This is a genomic window from Gordonia sp. NPDC003424, assembly GCF_053588655.1.
The window spans coordinates 12,641-30,000 of sequence record NZ_JBSFQJ010000015.1 but is presented as its reverse complement, the minus strand read 5'-3'; the positions used below and the strand labels follow the sequence as shown (position 1 = coordinate 30,000).

Sequence of the window (17,360 nt, the reverse complement as noted above, 5' to 3'; positions counted from 1 at the left end):
GAGAACACGTTCTACAGTGTTGGCGTGGCCGAAACTGTGACGCAGCTCCTCACCGAGCGCGCGAACGACGACAACCTGGCGATCACCTACGAGGATCGGCAGTGGTCCTGGCGGGAGTACATCGCCGATGCCCGCCGGATGGCCGCTGCCGTCCTGGGCGTCACCGACCCCACCCGCCCGATGCACATCGGCACCCTGCTGGGGAACACCCCCGACATGCTGCTCGCACTCGCGGCGGGTGCGCTCGGCGGCTACGTCACCGTCGGCGTCAACAACACCCGCCGCGGCGACGGACTCGCCGCCGACATCGGGCGGGCCGACTGTCAGGTGCTGATCACCGACGCCGACCATCGCCCGCTTCTCGACGGCCTTGACCTGCCGGGCGTCCGGATCCTCGACACATCGTCGTCGGAGTGGGCAGATCTCCTGGCGAACGCCGGCGAGCTGACACCGCATTCGGTGCCCACCGCCCTGGACACCTTCATGCTCATCTTCACCTCGGGCACGAGCGGCAATCCCAAGCCGGTCCAGTTCGCGCACATGATGATTCCGTTCGCCGGCCCCGTCCTCACCGAGAAGTACGACATCGGACCCGGCGACGTCTGCTACCTGTCGATGCCGCTGTTCCATTCGGCCTGCCTGATGGGCGGCTACTGCGTCGCGCTGTGTGGCGGCGCCGCCATCGCACCGGCGAAGTTCTCCGCATCGACCTTCCTGCACGACATCCGGCGCTATGGCGCCACCTACATGAACTACGTCGGCAAACCACTCGCCTACATTCTCGCCACCGAGGAACAGCCCGACGACATCGACAACCCGTTGCGCGTGGCGTTCGGCAACGAGGCCACCGACCGCGACATCGACGAGTTCTCCCGACGTTTCGGCTGCACCGTGTGGGATGGCTTCGGCTCCACCGAGTTGGCGATCATCATCACCCGCGAACCCGGCACGCCGCACGGCTCCATCGGCAAGGGATTTCCCAATGTGGCCGTGTACAACTCGGCTACCGACACCGAATGTCCACGCGCCGAGTTCGACGAGAACGGGGCACTCGTCAACGCCGACGAGGCAATCGGCGAGCTGGTCAACATCGAAGGTGCCGGCATGTTCGCCGGCTATTACAACGACGCCGCGGCCACCGGGGAGCGCATTCGGGACGGCAAGTACTGGTCCGGCGACCTCGCGTACAAGGATGCCGACGGCTGGATCTACCTGGCCGGGCGCACCGGCGACTGGATGCGCGTCGACGGCGAGAACCTGGCTGCCGGACCGATCGAACGAATCCTGTTGCGCATCCCCGAGATCAACCGGGTGGCGGTCTACGGCGTGCCCGACGAGCATGTCGGCGACGCCGTGATGGCGGCCGTCGTCCTGCAGGACGATGCCGGACTGACACCCGAGGGTCTCGCCGAACAGCTTGCAGCACAACGTGATCTGTCACCGAAGGCATGGCCACGGTTCGTCCGTGTCGAGCGTGACCTGCCCACGACGGCCACCAACAAGATTCTCAAACGCGCCCTCAAACAGGAGGGTGCGACGACCGGTGACGGGACTCTCTGGGTTCGCGACGCCCGGTCCCACGAGTACCGCGTCGCGTCGTCACCTGCCACGGTATGAGCGAGATGCTCTCGGAGATCGGCTATTACGCGCTCTCCCGGCATCCCGTCACCCCTGCCGATCTGGTCGACGAAGCGCGGACGGCCGACGACGCCGGGTTTGGTGCCGCCTTCATCTCCGAGCGGTTCAACGTCAAGGACGGCGCTGTCCTCAGCGGTGCGCTCGCCGCGGCGTCGAACCGGATGGGTGTGGCCACGGCCGCCACCAACCACACCACGCGCCATCCGATCATCACTGCCACCATGGGCGCCACATTGTCCGAATTGTCCGGTGGCCGTTTCGCTCTCGGACTCGGTCGCGGCATCACGCCGCAGTGGCAGATCCTGAATCTGCCGACCATCACCGGGGCCCAACTCGAGGACATCTCGGGCGTGCTGCGGAAACTGTGGTCCGGGGAGATGATCATCGGGCACGACGGCCCGATCGGCTCCTACCCCTTGCTCAATCTCGGCGTGACCGTCGAACCACCGCCCATCATGCTCGTCACCATGAGTCCCAAAACCCTTGAGCTGGCGGGCCGGATCGCCGACGGCGTGGTGCTGCACACCTTCCTCTCCGACGACGCGACCCGCAGTGCGGTCACGACGGTGCGGTCCGCCGCCGAACGCGCCGGACGGGATCCGTCGTCGATCCGCATCTGGTCGGTGGTGGCGACGGTTCCCGACGATCTCGACGAGGAGGACCGACTCCGCCGGCTCTACGGCCGACTCGCCACCTACCTGCAGGGCTATCCGGAAGTCCTGCGGCGCGCAAATGGTTGGCGGACCCGGGATCTCGACATGGTCCGCGGCACGAAAGCGTTCAGCGGAGCGCGCGGACCGATCGACGCCACCGCCACCGCGGCCGAACTGTCCGAACTCGCCGGCGCGATTCCCGAGTACTGGGTGGCCGACAGCGCCGTCGGCAATGCCCCGCACTGCGCGAAAACCCTGGCACACCAATTCGACCTGGGTGTCGACTCGGTGATCCTGCACGGTGCGACACCGTCGGAGTTGCTGCCCGTGGTCGCCGCCTACCGCGACATCCGACCGACCCGCCCCGCACTGCCGGCCAATCCAGGTGTCATGACAGGGTCCGGTGATCCGCGATGACTCCCAGAATCACCACGGCGATCCCGACACACGTCGACGCCCTGACGCCCGAGTGGCTCACGACCACCCTGCGCGCGGCCGGGCACGCCGCCCCCACCGTCACGCACGTGACATCCGAGCCCGTCGGATCGGGTCAGATGGCCGGGTCCTATCGACTCTCCCTGACCTACGCGGAGCCCGGACCATTGCCGAAGTCGATGGTCGCCAAACTCGCGATCGGCGAACGCCACCAACGGGAGTTCGCCTCGGGCGTCTTCCGCAAGGAGGTGCTGTTCTACACCCGGATCGCACCAACCCTGGCCGTACCGGTCCCCCGCTGTCACGCCGCGGTGATCTCCGAGGAGCACACCGAGTTCGTCCTGCTGCTCGACGACATGACACCGGCGGTCCAGGGCGACCAGATCGCCGGATGTACACCTGAGCATGCCCGTGCCGTCGCGGTGGCGGCCGCGGGCCTGCACGGGCCCCGGTGGTGCGATCCGACCCTGCTGGAGCTACCCGGGCTGGTGCTGCCCACCCACGAGGACCGCGAGCTGATGGACTCGGTCCTCACCCCGATGGCCGATGCCTTCCGCGCGCGATTCACCCTGGACGACAAGGAATCAGCCACCATCGACTGGCTGGTGGCCACCGCGGGCGACTGGCTCGAACGCCCGCCGACCCGGTTCGCGATGATCCACGGCGACCTTCGCATCGACAACGTCCTCTTCGGCCCGGACGACACCGTCACCGTCGTCGACTGGCAGACCATCACGCCCGGTAACCCACTGCGCGACATCGCTTTTCTCGTGGTGTCGAGCCTGGAACCGGAGGAACGGCGTGCGCACGAGCGCGACATCGTCGCCGCCTACCACAGCGCGCTTCTCGGATTCGGTGTCAGCGACTACACGTTCGCCGACTGCTGGCGCGACTACGTCGACTCGCTCATCCAGAGCCCGCTGATCATCGTATTCGGTTGCGGTGCGGCGATTCCGACCGAACGGGGTGACCGGATGTTCGCCACCATGCTGACACGCACCGCCGCCGCTATCGACGACCTGAATCCGGATGCCCTGCAATGAAACTGGTCATCGGCGCGTCGGGTTTCCTCGGCTCGCATGTCGTGCGTCAGCTGGTGGAATCCGGCGAGCAGGTCCGCATTCTGGTCCGCGAGACCAGTGACACCCGAGCGATCGACGACCTGGATGTGGAGCGGGTCGTCGGTGCACTGCGAGACCCCGATGTCGTGTCCGCTGCGCTGCGCGGGTGCGACGTCGTGTTCTACTGCGCCGTCGACACCCGCTCCTGGCTGACGGATCCGGCTCCTCTCTACGAGACCAACGTTGAGGCACTGCGGGCGGTGCTGGACGTCGCGGTGGCGGCCGACCTGCGGAAGTTCGTCTTCACCAGCACGCTGGCGACGATCGGCCGGGTGCGCGACCGAAAGGCGACCGAAGCCGATGCGTTCAACTGGGCGGACAAGGCACCCGAATATGTGAAATCCCGCGTCGCAGCCGAGGAACTGGTCATGCGGTATGTACGCCAACGCGGCCTGCCGGCGGTGGCGATGTGCGTATCGAACACCTACGGTCCCGGGGACTGGCAGCCCACGCCACACGGATCGTTCGTCGCCGGCGCCGCATTGGGCAAGTTACCGTTCACCATCCGAGGATGCCGTTCGGAGACCGTCGGGATCGACGACGCCGCACGCGCTCTCATCCTGGCCGCCGACCACGGGCGCGTCGGGGAACGCTACATCGTCTCCGAACGCTTTCTCGATCTCGGCGAGATCGTGGCGATCGCCGCGCACACCGCCGGCCGACGGGCTCCGCGTCTCGTGCTGCACCGTCCTACGCTCTACCTCTGCGGCGCGATCGGATCGCTGATGGTCAAGCTCACCGGCAAGCCACGCCAGATGACGCTCACCTCGGTCCGGCTGATGCACATCATGTCGCCGATGGACCACGGCAAGGCCGAGCGCGAATTGGGCTGGCACCCGAGGCCGGTTCCGGATGCCGTTGCCGACGGAGCGCGGTTTTGGCTGGATCGGGTGTCGCGGCGGACCCTCGCCCGCGGTTGAGCCTGCTTCCCCACCGTCCGAGATTGTCGGTACCCCAACGTAATCTGTGCTCAGTACATCGGAAAGACATGGGGGCTGTCATTTCCGCACCGTAGAAAGCACGTCGGGGCATCGCATGGAGATCATCACGCCGACCGGACACCACCACCTCAGCACCGCACCCACCACCGGTCGGGTATCGCCCCGACACGATCAGCCACGTCGAGACCCGCGTGCTCGCCTCGCTCTGACGACGGTCACTTCAGCAGCGCCGCAAGTTCTTCCATCGAATAGGGCGGACTCTCGCGGTGATCGCGGTAGGCGATGAATGTCGGCTGCTGCGCCTCGTATCGCCCGATGAATCCGCCCGCGGCGGTGTAGATCTGACCGTTGATCTCTCGCGCGCCGTCGCCGGCGAGGAACACGTACAGCGCCGCCACGTACTCGGGCGGCGCCGGATCGAGGGCGGCGTCACGCGTGAGGTCATCGAGGATGCCCCGCCGATGCAGACTCTCGATGTGTGCGACGTAGTCGTCGCCCGACGACAACCGCGACTTCGCGCCCGGCATGACGACGTTCACCCGAACTCCGCGGTCGCCGAGGTCGGCGGCAGCGGCCAACGCCAGCGCATTGACGCCGCCTTTTGCCGCGGGATAACCGCTGCCCCCGAACATTCCGAGCGAGGCTGCCGACCCGGTCAGCACGATGGACCCCGAGCCCTGTTCCACGAACACCCGGCCGGCGGCCTGGGTGAGGTGGAACGCACTCATCACATGCGCGTCGAGTTGCTCTCGGAACTCGTCCGGTGTGATGGTCAGAATCGTCGAACCCGGCGGTTCGGCGATGCCGGCACAGTTGACGACGATGTCCAGCGCACCGAACTCGGTGAGCGCCGTGTCGACGATGCGTTGGGCCACACCATCTCCCCCGGCAGACCCGACCACCCCGACGGCATAACCACCACCGCCGCGGATCTCGGCGACGGTCTCGGAGACCGTCGCCGAGTCGCGACCGTTGACGATCACCGATACCCCTCTACCGGCGAGCGCATAACTGACGGCGAGCCCGATGCCGCGGGTGCCGCCCGCGACCACCGCGACCCGCCCCGACAAGCTGAGTTCGGCGTCGCCGTCCATCACACCCCGCTGGGTACCGGGGTGATCGGGATCGATCGGCCACGGTCGCTGAACTCGAAGGCCGCGCCCGAGCTGAACCTCGCGATGGCGACCTCACCCGTCTCCTCAGCCGCGTCCTCGCCCAGACCGAATGTCACCTCGATGCCGTCACCGACACGGACGGCGTCGGCGATCACCCAGTGCGGCTCCACCGCCGTGGCGGCCGCTTGCAGCGGCTCGAGGTGCTCGGCGGTCAGCAACGTCATCCAGCCGCCGTCGGACACCGCGTCGGACTCGTGCGGTATCCGCATGACCACTTGTTCCCCGTCGGTCGACACGTCGACACCGGTGTACTGCGTCGGGCCGAAACACGGATGGAGCGCGAGCACGGTCGCAAGCGCTTGCGCGTCCGTCCCCAACCCGAGTGCCCGGCGCAGACGATCGGCGGCCAGGCCCGCGATCCCGGTCAGCTGCTTGCGATAGATCTCGGAGACCTGTTCGTCGCCCGTCGCGTGACGCCGCAGCGACACCAGGAATCCCAGCGCCAGCAACTGATGTTGCAGCGCAACCTCTTCCGCGGTGCGCACCAAGAGGCTGTGCGACCATTCGCGGAATTGCAGATCCTCGACGAGGGGACCCCGGTAGTCGAGCCAGCCATCCGAGGCCGCCGCATCCACCACCGACAACGCGACGGAAGCCGCCCGCCGCGTGAACATCTCTTCCGCATCGGCCGGCAGCGGCAGTTCCTCGCGGTCGGGTTCGATGGTGACCGTCCACGAGCAGTGCGGGTGCCGGTCGGCGGGCAGTCGTGGGGGTCGATGGATCGGCCGGATCCGGGCGCGCCGGTTGGTCGCGATCGCGGTGGCGTCGAACGTCGGGTCTTCGATGTCGTGGCACATCGTGGTGACGTACTCGTCGCCGAGCGGTTCGACATCCATCAGTGCGCCACAATGATTCAGGACGAATGCACCGTGGTACTCGTCGGTGATCTCGTACCGGAAGTCCATGAACTGCGGCGGCGCACCGATGTCGAGTTGCAGACACTTGAACATGTCCTCCACGCCGTCGCCGTCGATGCCCATGGCGTCACGCATCCGATGAGTGTACACGGGACTCGCGGCCATCCACTCCTCGATCGCCACCTGCCCCATGGTCTCACGCCCGAAGGCACCGATCAGGTGAGCCATCCCGCTGCGGTCGATCAACTGTCCCGACAGCAGCAACTCCGGGAGCAGGATGGCCAGTTGTTCTCGGCTGAGGTCTGAGTAGCTCGGGGCTGGTCGAGTCATCGGGTCACCAGAACGGAACGGGCGCTTTGCCGAACGGATACCAGCCGGGGAGATTTCCGGGCGCCGACTTCTCGATCCGTTTCAGCATACCGTCGCTCATCGCATTCTCCTTCAGCATCTCGATGAACAGCGCCGAGACGTTGCCGAAGTCGAAGAAGTCCCGCTGCCAACGGAACTGGAAGTTGCCGCCGTACTTGAACCAGCTGCCCTGAATGCCTTCGAGCGCATAGTGGGTGCCGTCGTCGCGCGTGCCCTCGTACACCTGCTTCCACAGGCCGATCATGTCACCGGTCTGATCGTCGATGACCCACGCCTGGTAGGGATAGGTCCAGCCTTCCAGGCCCTCCATCTCCTGACCGAGTGCGATGTCCCGGATCTCGTCACGGCCGACGGCCATGAAGTCCTTCTCCGGTCCGTAATTCCAGCCGTAGGTGGCGTCCTCGGTGTAGAACTCGGCGAGGGGTTTCCAGTCGCCTGCTTTCTCGGCCTCGATGTTGGCGTCGAGCCACCGTTGTTTCATCTCTTCGAGTTCGGCACGATCAAAGGGCATGTCTCTCACTCCCGTTCATTCGTCATCTTCGACAATTCGCAAAGCCTGGGTTGGGCAGTACTGCACGGCCGCCTCGACCTCCGCGCGCCGGCTCTCATCCGGACGGTCGATGAGGATCTTCACGTGATCGGAATGCGTCTCGAAGATCTCCGGGGCCTCCATCTCGCACATCCCGTGTCCCTGACAGATATCGAGGTCGACCTCGATGCGCATACCCATTACCGCTGCCGCCGCCGATAAGCCACCCGGCACGGTTGCTGTAGCTGCACAACCATTTTCGAATGGTCGTTGCGGTAGGTGTCCGACGGTTGGAGCATCTCGAACTCGTAGTTCTGAAACAGCACGGAGAAGATCGCCTTCAACTGCATGATGGCGAATTGCGCACCCACGCAACGATGTCGGCCCGCACCGAACGGAATCCACGTCCACCGGTTGACCAGATCCTCCTGCCGTGGCTTCTCGTAGCGGTCGGGGTCGAAGGTGTCCGGATTCGGGAAGTCCTCGGGCAGCCGATTGGAGATGGCCGGCGACACCGCGATGGTCTGCCCGGCCTTCACCTCGAAGTCTTCGATGTGGAAGTCGTTCTGCACCAACCGCATCAGGATGATGAGCGGAGGGTGCAGACGGAGAGCCTCCTTGAGCGCGTTCTCTAGCTGCGGCATCTGACGGGTGTGGGCGAACGTGTACTCCGGGCGCTCGCCCGCCGGTGTGTCGCCGTAGATCTCGTCGAGTTCGTCGTAGACGCGGCGCATGTAGTCGGGATTGCGCAACAACTCGATGAGCGTCCACGCGGCCGTGCCCTGGGTGGTGTGATGACCCGCGAACATCATCGAGACGAACATGCCGGTGATGGTGTTCGCGTCGAACCCCACCTGGATGAGCACGTCCATCAGATCGCGATCATCCTTGTCCGCAACCGGATTCGCAATCCGTTCATCCATCACGCCCTGGATGAACTCGACGAGCTCCGCCCGTGCGGTATCACGTTTGCGGAAGCTCTCGATGTCGGCGTGGGCGTCCACGTAGGCGATCGGATCGGTGCCCTTCTCCAGATCGTGGAACAATTCGGAGACGTGCTTGTCGAGCTGCTCCCTGAACTTTCGGCCGATCAGGCACGCCGACGACGTGTAGAGGGTCAGCTCGCCGAAGAACTCCAGCAGGTCGATCTCCCCTTCATCGCCCCACTCGGCGATGATGCGTTCGACCTCGTTCGGGATGGTCACCGCATGCTGCTTCATGTGCGGGCCCTTGAGCGCCGAATTGTGGATCGCCTTCGAGCGTTCCTCCGGGCTCGCGTCGAACACGACGCCCTCGCCGAAGACCGGTGTCATGAACGGGTAGGCGGCGGCCTGGTCGAGATCCTCCTCGGGTGCGCGGAAGAACTCCTCGTTGGCGAGTGCTCCCGAGACGAGCACCACTTCGCGGTCGGCGAGCTGGAATTGTCCGACGTCGCCGCATTCCTCGCGGACGCGCCAGAACAGTCCGATGGGGTCGGTGGCGAGTTCGTCGAGATGTCCGTGTTCACCGTTTCCACCGGAGACGCGCTTGGGCTTGGTGAGTGCGGTCATGAGCCGGTTCCTGTCTGGTCGCTGGTCGTGTCACGTTTGGATCGGGGGATGGCGCCTTCGGCCTCCACCTCCACCGCACGCATGTGGGCCCCGCGCGGCATCGACACCATGGCCGCGACTGCTTGCGCAATATGTTCGGGGGCAAGGAAGTTCCCGTGTCGGGCCAGGCCGTGCCGGATCCAGTCGTTGAGCATGTCCTCGGTGTCCTTCGGATCGAGATTCATGCCCATCCCGGTGAGTGTCTGACCCGGCCGGACCACCCCGGCGCGCACCCCGGTGCCCTCGAGTTCGAGCTGGATGGTGGCGACGAGCCCGTCGATCCCCGACTTGGCGGCGACATACGCCGACGACCACGGCCGGGGCCGGATCGCGACATCTGAGCCGATGAAGACGAAATCGCCTCGTGCGCGGTCGATCATCCCGCCGATGACGGCGCGGTAGAGGCGGTAGGCCCCGTTGAGGTGGATGTTGATCTGGTCGGCGAAGTCCTCCGGGGACGTGTGGTAGGACAGGCCCACCGCGAGATCACCCGCTCCGGCGATCGCGATCTCCACAGGACCCAGCGCCGCTTCGGCTTTGGCGACACAGTCCAGCACGGACTGCTCGTCGGTGACATCGAGCGGAACCGCGACGGCCTCGCCGCCCGCGGCGATGATCTTGTCCGCCGACTCTTGCAGCCGCTCCAGTCTGCGGGCGGCGAGCGCCACCGGATAGCCCTCTGCGGCAAGCCATTCGGCGGTCGCCGCGCCGATGCCCGACGATGCACCCGCGACGAGCACCGGCCGCCGCTCGGGGTGAGGGATGAATGCCATCAGCGCACCTGCACTTTCACCGGGAGTTCGGCGAACCCGCGCACGTTGACCGAGTGCACACGAACGGCGTTGTCGATGTCGATGTCCACGCTGCGGATCGATTTGACGACCTCGGCGAGTCCGATGTTGGCCTCGAGCCGGGCGAGATGCGCACCGAGGCAGAAGTGTGCGCCCAGACCGAAACTCATCAGCGCCTGGCTGAAGTCGCGTCCGATCAGGTACCGGTCGGCGTCGTCGCCGAACACCTCTTCGTCACGGTTCGCCGACCCGACCAGGAGTAGTACCCGATGTCCCTCGGGGATGACGAGATCACCGTATTCCGCGTCGGCGATCACCCGGCGCAGCACCATCTGCGTCGAGTTGTCGTACCGGAGCGTCTCCTCGGTCCAGTCGGGCACGGCCTCGGCGTCGGCGAGTGGCTTGGCCAGCTCGTCGGGGTTGCGCCATCCCCAGTACAGTGCGTTGGCAAGCAATTTCGTCGTGGTCTCGTTGCCGGCCACCACCATGAGCACCATGAACCCGACGATCTCGTCCTCGGTCAGGGTGATCTTCTCCCCGGTCACGTCGTCGTCGATCTCGGCGCCGATCAACGCGGACACCAGATCCTCGCCCGGATTCTTGCGGCGATCGGCGATCAACGCCGAATAGTACTTGTGCAGTTCGATATACGCGTAGATCGCCGCTTCGGGGATGTCGGTGACCCCCTCTTCCCGATGCAGCAGGAGGTCGGACTGGTGCCGTAGGTGCGTCCGGTCGGCCTCGGGCACACCGAGCAGTTCGGACACGACGTCCATCGGCAGCAGACCGGCGAAGTCGGCGATGTAGTCGAACTCGCCTTTGTCGAGACACCTGCTCCAGTGATGATGCGTCAAAGCCGTGATGCGCCCGGCCAGTTCGTTCACCCGGCGCGGGGTGAACCCCTTCGACACGAGCTTGCGGATTCGCATGTGCTTGGGATCGTCCATCGCGAGGAACGACATCGACTTGTGCGCGTCGGGGCCGTACGACGACGGATCCATCGACACCCCCCAGCTATTCGAAAGCCTTGTGGTGTCACGGAATCCGGCTCGCACGTCCTCGTGACGCGCGAGCGCCCAGAAGTCCATGTCGGCGTTGTAGTAGACCGGCGCCTCGCGACGCAGCCGCAGATAGGTCGGGTACGGATCCTCGTGGAACCCGTAGGCGTAGGGGTCGAACGGGAGGTGTTGCTCCATCCCGGCGAGGATCCCCGCGCCCGGGGTGGTGTCGGTCATGACTTCTCCATCAGTAGATGTGCCGCTGCGACAAGACGTTCCGACGTCTGCTCGTAGGACATGTGCCCCATGCCCGCATGCACGAGGCCACCGGCGTAGATCATCTCGAGCGCGTCGACGAGCGGCCCGGGGCTCTCCGGATCCACTTCGAGCGCCTCGGCGAGCCGAATCCGGATGAAGCCGCCGATCCGGAGGCGCAGGTGCTCCACATCTGGGTCGGTGCCGAGCAGCGCCATGGTGACCGCACCCCCGAGTTGGCCCTCGCCCGCGACCACCATCGACACCTCGCGCAGCACCTGGGCCACCCGTTCGGCCGGTGCGATATTCGGGTCGGGTACCGCGACGCCGGCCGAGAGCCGGCGCCAGAACACCTCGGCGACAAGGTGACTCTTCGACGAGAAGTAGGTGTACGCGGTGGCCGGCGCGACGCCGGCCATCTTCGCGACCATCCGGACCGTGAGCCCGTCGAACCCCTCCTCGTTGAGGACATCGACCGCCGCGTCGGTCAGGCGGGTGACGGTCTCGGCCTGCTGCTGGGTCAGCCTCCGGCGAGTGGATTCCTGCGATACGGGACTGGACATGTGAGCGAGGCTACACTAGGTTTGAACGCGAGTCCAGACACCTGTCCAGATGGAGTTCCAGACCATGTCACTTCGCCCCGCGTCGTCGTCGGACCTGCTGATCGACGGCAAGCTCGTGCCCGGCAGCGCCGGCACTTTCGACATCCTCAATCCCGTCACCGAGGAGATCATCGGCCGGGCCGCCGATGCCACCGCCGCCGACATGGATGCGGCGATCGCGGCCGCGCGTCGCGCCTTCGACACCACCGACTGGTCCCGCGATCATGCGTTCCGTGGGCGCTGCCTGAGGCAGTTGCGCGATGCCCTGCTGGCGCATGCCGACGAGTTCCGGGCACTGGCGACCGAGGAGATCGGCTGCCCGACCTTTCTGACCAGCGGTCCGCAGTTCGAGGGGCCGGTCAACGACCTCGGCTACTTCGCCGATCTCGCCGAGAACTTCACGTGGACCGAGGATCTGGGCGAGGCCAAGCCGATGGGTTTGAAGAATCATCGCGAGATCCGCCGGGAGGCCGTCGGTGTCGTCGGCGCGATCACCCCGTGGAATTTCCCGCATCAGATCAACTTCGCCAAGATCGGCCCCGCGCTCGCCGCGGGCTGCACCGTGGTGCTCAAACCCGCGCCGGACACCCCGTGGGCGGCGGCGCTGGTCGGCAAGGTCATCGCCGAGGAGACCGACTTCCCGCCTGGCGTCGTCAACATCGTCACCTCCAGCGACCACAGCGTCGGCGCGCAACTGTCGACCGACCCGCGCGTCGACATCGTCTCCTTCACCGGATCGACCGCGACGGGCAAGAAGGTGATGGCCGCCGCGTCGGAGTCACTGAAGAAGGTCTTCCTCGAACTCGGCGGCAAGTCGGCGTTCATCGTCCTCGACGACGCCGACCTGCCGAGCGCTTGTGCGATGGCCGCTTTCGCGGTCGTCACACATGCCGGGCAAGGCTGCGCGATCACCACACGTCTGCTGGTCCCGCGCGAGAAGCTCGACGAGGCGATCGCCGCAACCCGCGACGCCATGTCGGGTCTACCCGCGAGCGACCCCACCGATGCCGGAACCATCTGCGGCCCATTGATTTCCGCTGTGCAGCGGGAGCGCGTCGAGGGTTACATCGCGCTCGCGAAGGAAGAGGGCGGCACCATCGAGATCGGCGGCGGCCGGCCCGCCGACAAGGAGAAGGGCTTCTTCGTCGAGCCGACGTTGATCTCCGGCCTCGACAACTCTGCGCGCGTGGCGCGGGAAGAGATCTTCGGGCCGGTGCTGGTGATCATCGCCCACGACGGCGACGACGACGCCATCCGCATCGCCAACGACTCGCCCTACGGGCTGTCCGGCATGGTGTACGGCACCGACGAGGAGCGGATCAACCACGTGGTCAACGGAGTTCGCACCGGCACCATGGGCGTCAACGGCGGCATCTGGTACTCCGCCGACGTCCCGTTCGGCGGGTACAAGCAGTCCGGCATCGGTCGCGAGATGGGAGTCGCGGGATTCGAGGAGTATCTGGAGACCAAAGCCGTTGCGCGGCCGGCCTAACCCCCGGCACCCACCCCCTCGCCGATCGAGTGAGCCCACCCCACGCCACCCCGCCCCCCCGCCGATCGAGAAAGGCCCCGAGCGCAGCGAGGCGCCGCATCGAGATCACCGCACCCCACCCCACCCCACCCCACCACCCCCGCTGATCGAGTAAGGCCCCGAGCGCAGCGAGGCGCCGCATCGAGATCACCGCACCCCACCCCACCCCACCACCCCCGCTGATCGAGTAAGGCCCCGAGCGCAGCGAGGCGCCGCATCGAGATCACCGCACCGGACCCACCACACAAAGGAGACCCCATGACCAACCGCTTCACCGGCAAGGTCGCCATCGTCACCGGCGCCGCCGGCGGCATCGGCGAGGCGTATGCCCGCGCACTGGCCGCCGAAGGCGCCAAGGTCGTCGTCGCCGACCTCAACGACGAGAAGGGCAAGCAGGTGGCCGAGGACATCGGCGGGCTCTACGTGAGCACCGATGTCGCCGACGAACAATCGGCGCAGGCACTGGCCCAGGCCACCGTCGACGCCTACGGCACCATCGACTACCTCGTCAACAACGCCGCCATCTATGGCGGCATGAAGCTCGACTTCCTGATCACCGTGCCGTGGGACTACTACAAGAAGTTCATGAGCGTCAACCTCGACGGCGCCCTCAACGTCACCCGCGCCGTCTACCCGCACATGACGGGCGGCGGTTCGATCGTCAACCAATCCTCCACGGCTGCATGGCTCTACAGCGGCTTCTACGGACTGGCGAAGGTCGGCATCAACGGCCTCACCCAGCAGCTGGCCACCGAACTCGGCGGACAGAACATCCGCGTGAACGCCATCGCGCCCGGCCCCATCGACACCGAGGCGACCCGCACCACCACACCGAAGGAGATGGTCGACGACATCGTGAACCACCTGCCGCTCAAGCGATTCGGCACCCCAGAAGATCTGGTCGGCATGTGCCTGTTCCTGCTCTCCGACGAGGCATCCTGGGTCACCGGACAGATCTTCAACGTCGACGGCGGACAGGTCATCCGGTCGTGAGCGAATCGATCCGGCTCGGGTATGTCGGACTCGGCAACATCGGTGGGCCGATGGCCGGCAGCCTCGCGAAGTGGCCAGGCGGCCTGACCGTTTTCGACCTGTCCGACGAGGCTGTCGCCAAGCTGGTGGATCAGGGTGCCCACAAGTCGAATTCGCTGGCCGCGCTGGCCGCCGACACAGACATCATCGGTATCTGCGTCCTCGACGACGAGCAGGTACGCACGGTGGTCACCGGTGACGGCGGGCTGCTGTCGTCCGCCCGGCCCGGCACCATCATCGCCGTCCACTCGACGATCAGCCCCGAAACCGCAGTGGATCTCGCGGCCGCGTGCGCCGAGCGCGACGTCGTCCTGCTCGATGCGCCGATCTCCGGTGGTGCGATGGCCGCCGAGCAGGGCCGACTCGCGATCATGGTTGGCGGCGCCCGCGACTCCTACGAGAAAATCGAGGAACCGTACGCGCTCGCCGCGGAGATGCTGATCCACGCCGGCCCCGAAATCGGTGCGGGGACAAAGATGAAGCTCGCCCGCAACCTGCTGCACTTCGTCTCCTTCACCGCGACCGCCGAGGCATCCCGACTCGCCGAAGCCGCGGGTATCGACATCACCAAGCTCGGCAAGGTCGTGCGGCACACCGACGCCATCACCGGTGGCGCCGGCGCGATCATGTTGCGGGACACGACGGCCGAGATCCCCGACGGTGATTTCTGGCGTGACATCTTCCTGCCCGTGCGTACCCTGGGCGAGAAGGACCTGTCACTCGCGTTGGCCCTCGGCGGTCAACTCGGCGTCGATCTTCCGCTGGCACAGACCGCCTATCGCGACCTGGCCGCGGCGCTCGGCGTGCCCCACGATGAAGGAGATCCGTCATGACCGACGTCGAGGAGACGCCTCAGACCGAGCGACGTGCTCGCGGTCTGGAGATGATGTCGAAGGTCTACGGCTGGGAGATGTCCGACGGGCCCGGTCTACATTTCGCACACACTGCCGATCAACTCTTCGCCGAGGTGTGGTCACGGGAGGGACTCTCCATTCGGGACCGGCGCCTCCTGCTGTTGGGCGCTCTGGCCGCCGGAGGCCAGATCGACATCGCCGAGATCCAGGCGGGTGCGGCACTCGGGAACGGGGAGTTGACGCCGGAGCAACTCGAGGAGATCGCGCTGTTCCTGTGCTACTACGTCGGCTGGCCGATCGGCACCAAGATGAACATGATGTTCGGCGAGGTGATCAAGAAGCATCGTAAGAGCCAGAAATGACCTCTGCCATCACGTTTCGCGAGCTGACGGGCGGCAACGGCTGCTCGATCGTCAGCGCCCACCCGGGGCCCGATCTCGTCGTGCACGGATACCGCGAAAATGAGTACGCCGCAAGCGGATCAGCGATCCGAATGGAGGTGCGCGGCGATTCGGCGGTCGCCCCGGCGGGCGAGGACTCCTTCACCACCCGGGTGCTGGTCCGCCGTCCGGAGCGCGCTGCCGACTTCAACGGCACCGTCGTCGTCGAGTGGCTCAACGTGAGTTCCGGCGCGGATGCAGCACCCGATTACACCTACCTGGCCGAGGAACTCGTTCGCAGTGGTTACGCCTGGGCCGGTGTGTCCGCCCAGTACATCGGGATCGCCGGCGGACGCGGCTCGGTCGGCGGACTCGACCAGTCGGCGCCACGGAGTCTGGCGGACAAGGATCCCGAACGGTATGCGGGACTCCATCATCCGGGGGATGCCTACTGCTTCGACATCTTCGGCGTCGTCGGGAGCGCACTGAGCTCCCCATCCGACGATCATCCTCTGGCGGGCCTGTCGGTACGTCGAACGCTGGCGGTCGGTGAATCACAATCCGCGATGGCCCTGACCACGTACGCGAATCTCTTTGCCGCGCAGCACAAGGTGTTCGACGGCATACTGATCCACAGTCGCGCGGCCGCCGGCATGCCGCTCGGCGAGGTCGGTCGCGGCATCCCCGTCAACACCGTGTTCGACGGCGAGCCGACGACCATCCGCGAGGACCTCGGCATCCCGGTGTTCATCGTGCAGACCGAGACCGATGTGCTCACCAACTTCGCCTTCCACCGATCCCGGCAGCCCGACTCCGACACCCTGCGGGTCTGGGAGATCGCCGGTACCTCCCACGCCGATCTGCACCAGATCGGGCCTTACGAGGAGATGTTGGGCTGTCCGACTCCGGTCAACCGTGGGCAGCAACGTTTTTCGCTGCGAGCGGCGCTACACCATCTGAATGAATGGGCTGCCGGCACATCCACGCCACCGAGTGCTGCCCCTCTGCAGGTGACCATCGCAAACGGCACAACGGAATTCGTCGTCGACGAAATCGGCAACGTTCTCGGTGGGGTGCGCACGCCCTGTGTCGACACCCCGACTCAAGTGCTGAGCGGTGTGGTGACCGGTGATCTACCGCGCATCTGTGTGCTCTTCGGATCGACCACAGATGCCCCCGCCGAAGCGCTGAGTCAGCGCTATGCCGATCCCGCCGATTATCTCGCGAAATATCATGCAGCAACCGATCTCATGATCGCCGGCGGGTTCGCCCTGGCCGCCGATCGCGAGGAGATCGTCGCCGATGCGCGGCCGGACATTCTCGAGGGTTTGGCGCCAACTGCCCCCTGAGGAGCACTCGACGAACAAGCCGAGCGCGAGGTCACGCTTCCGGCCTGTCAACAGTGGTCTCGATGCGCTCCCTCGCTTGCGCTCGGTCACTTACTCGACCAACTGCGGCGGGAGCCGAAACAGACGCTCTCGATGCGTTCCCACGCTCGCGCCCGGTCACCTACCCAACCAACGGCGGGAACCGAAACAGACGCTCTCGATGCGTTCCCTCGCTCGGTCACTTACTCGATCACCGCGAAAGCCGAAACAGGTCGTCTCGAT

The 17,360-nt window shown here is 66.0% G+C and carries 17 protein-coding genes; 9 read left to right on the top strand and 8 right to left on the bottom strand.

Annotated features, from left to right (window positions below; genetic code table 11):
* The first annotated feature begins 24 nt into the window (after nt 1–24).
* From fadD1 to ACWDTI_RS19725, 4 genes are read left to right on the top strand one after another with little or no spacing between them, the layout of a single operon-like run.
* Entirely contained in the window at nt 25–1,617 is a 1,593-nt protein-coding gene (gene fadD1, locus ACWDTI_RS19740) for a fatty-acid--CoA ligase FadD1 (RefSeq protein ID WP_449739815.1), read from the top strand.
* Nucleotides 1,614–2,708, top strand: coding sequence for a TIGR03857 family LLM class F420-dependent oxidoreductase (locus ACWDTI_RS19735; protein ID WP_449739814.1), 1,095 nt, complete (start codon nt 1,614–1,616; stop codon nt 2,706–2,708). Before fadD1 ends, ACWDTI_RS19735 begins: the two co-directional genes overlap by 4 nt.
* A complete protein-coding gene (locus ACWDTI_RS19730) occupies nt 2,705–3,769 on the top strand; it encodes a phosphotransferase (RefSeq protein ID WP_449739813.1) in 1,065 nt (354 codons plus the stop codon). Before ACWDTI_RS19735 ends, ACWDTI_RS19730 begins: the two co-directional genes overlap by 4 nt.
* Nucleotides 3,766–4,767 (top strand): NAD-dependent epimerase/dehydratase family protein, encoded by a 1,002-nt coding sequence (locus tag ACWDTI_RS19725; RefSeq protein ID WP_449739812.1) that lies wholly within the window; start codon nt 3,766–3,768, stop codon nt 4,765–4,767. The genes ACWDTI_RS19730 and ACWDTI_RS19725 overlap by 4 nt, the downstream gene beginning before the upstream one ends.
* A 236-nt stretch (nt 4,768–5,003) precedes the next feature.
* Here ACWDTI_RS19725 and ACWDTI_RS19720 read toward each other — a convergent pair whose 3' ends face one another.
* From ACWDTI_RS19720 to ACWDTI_RS19685, 8 genes are read right to left on the bottom strand one after another with little or no spacing between them, the layout of a single operon-like run.
* Nucleotides 5,004–5,882, bottom strand: a complete 879-nt coding sequence (locus ACWDTI_RS19720; protein WP_449739905.1) for an SDR family NAD(P)-dependent oxidoreductase — start codon at nt 5,880–5,882, stop codon at nt 5,004–5,006.
* Nucleotides 5,882–7,150, bottom strand: coding sequence for a hypothetical protein (locus ACWDTI_RS19715; RefSeq protein WP_449739811.1), 1,269 nt, complete (start codon nt 7,148–7,150; stop codon nt 5,882–5,884). The genes ACWDTI_RS19720 and ACWDTI_RS19715 overlap by 1 nt, the downstream gene beginning before the upstream one ends.
* Before the next feature lie 4 nt (nt 7,151–7,154).
* Complete coding sequence (locus tag ACWDTI_RS19710; protein ID WP_449739810.1) at nt 7,155–7,700, bottom strand: nuclear transport factor 2 family protein; 546 nt, start codon at nt 7,698–7,700, stop codon at nt 7,155–7,157.
* 15 nt (nt 7,701–7,715) lie between these two features.
* Nucleotides 7,716–7,913 carry a ferredoxin gene (locus tag ACWDTI_RS19705; RefSeq protein ID WP_449739809.1) on the bottom strand — a complete coding sequence of 66 codons (198 nt, stop codon included), beginning with the start codon at nt 7,911–7,913 and terminating at the stop codon, nt 7,716–7,718.
* A gap of 5 nt (nt 7,914–7,918) precedes the next feature.
* The gene (locus tag ACWDTI_RS19700) at nt 7,919–9,268 is read right to left on the bottom strand and encodes a cytochrome P450 (protein ID WP_449739808.1); all 1,350 of its coding nucleotides are present in this window, start codon (nt 9,266–9,268) and stop codon (nt 7,919–7,921) included.
* Nucleotides 9,265–10,080, bottom strand: coding sequence for an SDR family oxidoreductase (locus ACWDTI_RS19695; RefSeq protein WP_449739807.1), 816 nt, complete (start codon nt 10,078–10,080; stop codon nt 9,265–9,267). The genes ACWDTI_RS19700 and ACWDTI_RS19695 overlap by 4 nt, the downstream gene beginning before the upstream one ends.
* The gene (locus ACWDTI_RS19690) at nt 10,080–11,333 is read right to left on the bottom strand and encodes a cytochrome P450 (protein ID WP_449739806.1); all 1,254 of its coding nucleotides are present in this window, start codon (nt 11,331–11,333) and stop codon (nt 10,080–10,082) included. Before ACWDTI_RS19690 ends, ACWDTI_RS19695 begins: the two co-directional genes overlap by 1 nt.
* Entirely contained in the window at nt 11,330–11,914 is a 585-nt protein-coding gene (locus ACWDTI_RS19685; RefSeq protein ID WP_449739805.1) for a TetR/AcrR family transcriptional regulator, read from the bottom strand. The genes ACWDTI_RS19690 and ACWDTI_RS19685 overlap by 4 nt, the downstream gene beginning before the upstream one ends.
* 64 nt (nt 11,915–11,978) lie before the next feature.
* On the opposite strand from ACWDTI_RS19685, the gene ACWDTI_RS19680 reads away from it, so the two are divergent.
* The 5 genes from ACWDTI_RS19680 to ACWDTI_RS19660 all read left to right on the top strand — a co-directional run bounded on the left by ACWDTI_RS19680 (nt 11,979) and on the right by ACWDTI_RS19660 (nt 17,099).
* Nucleotides 11,979–13,445, top strand: coding sequence for an aldehyde dehydrogenase (locus tag ACWDTI_RS19680; protein ID WP_449739804.1), 1,467 nt, complete (start codon nt 11,979–11,981; stop codon nt 13,443–13,445).
* Nucleotides 13,446–13,742: 297 nt separating this feature from the next.
* Nucleotides 13,743–14,477, top strand: coding sequence for an SDR family oxidoreductase (locus ACWDTI_RS19675; RefSeq protein ID WP_449739803.1), 735 nt, complete (start codon nt 13,743–13,745; stop codon nt 14,475–14,477).
* Nucleotides 14,474–15,349 carry an NAD(P)-dependent oxidoreductase gene (locus tag ACWDTI_RS19670; protein WP_449739802.1) on the top strand — a complete coding sequence of 292 codons (876 nt, stop codon included), beginning with the start codon at nt 14,474–14,476 and terminating at the stop codon, nt 15,347–15,349. The genes ACWDTI_RS19675 and ACWDTI_RS19670 overlap by 4 nt, the downstream gene beginning before the upstream one ends.
* A complete protein-coding gene (locus ACWDTI_RS19665; protein WP_449739801.1) occupies nt 15,346–15,732 on the top strand; it encodes a carboxymuconolactone decarboxylase family protein in 387 nt (128 codons plus the stop codon). Before ACWDTI_RS19670 ends, ACWDTI_RS19665 begins: the two co-directional genes overlap by 4 nt.
* A complete protein-coding gene (locus ACWDTI_RS19660; RefSeq protein ID WP_449739800.1) occupies nt 15,729–17,099 on the top strand; it encodes an alpha/beta hydrolase domain-containing protein in 1,371 nt (456 codons plus the stop codon). The genes ACWDTI_RS19665 and ACWDTI_RS19660 overlap by 4 nt, the downstream gene beginning before the upstream one ends.
* Nucleotides 17,100–17,360: the final 261 nt, after the last annotated feature.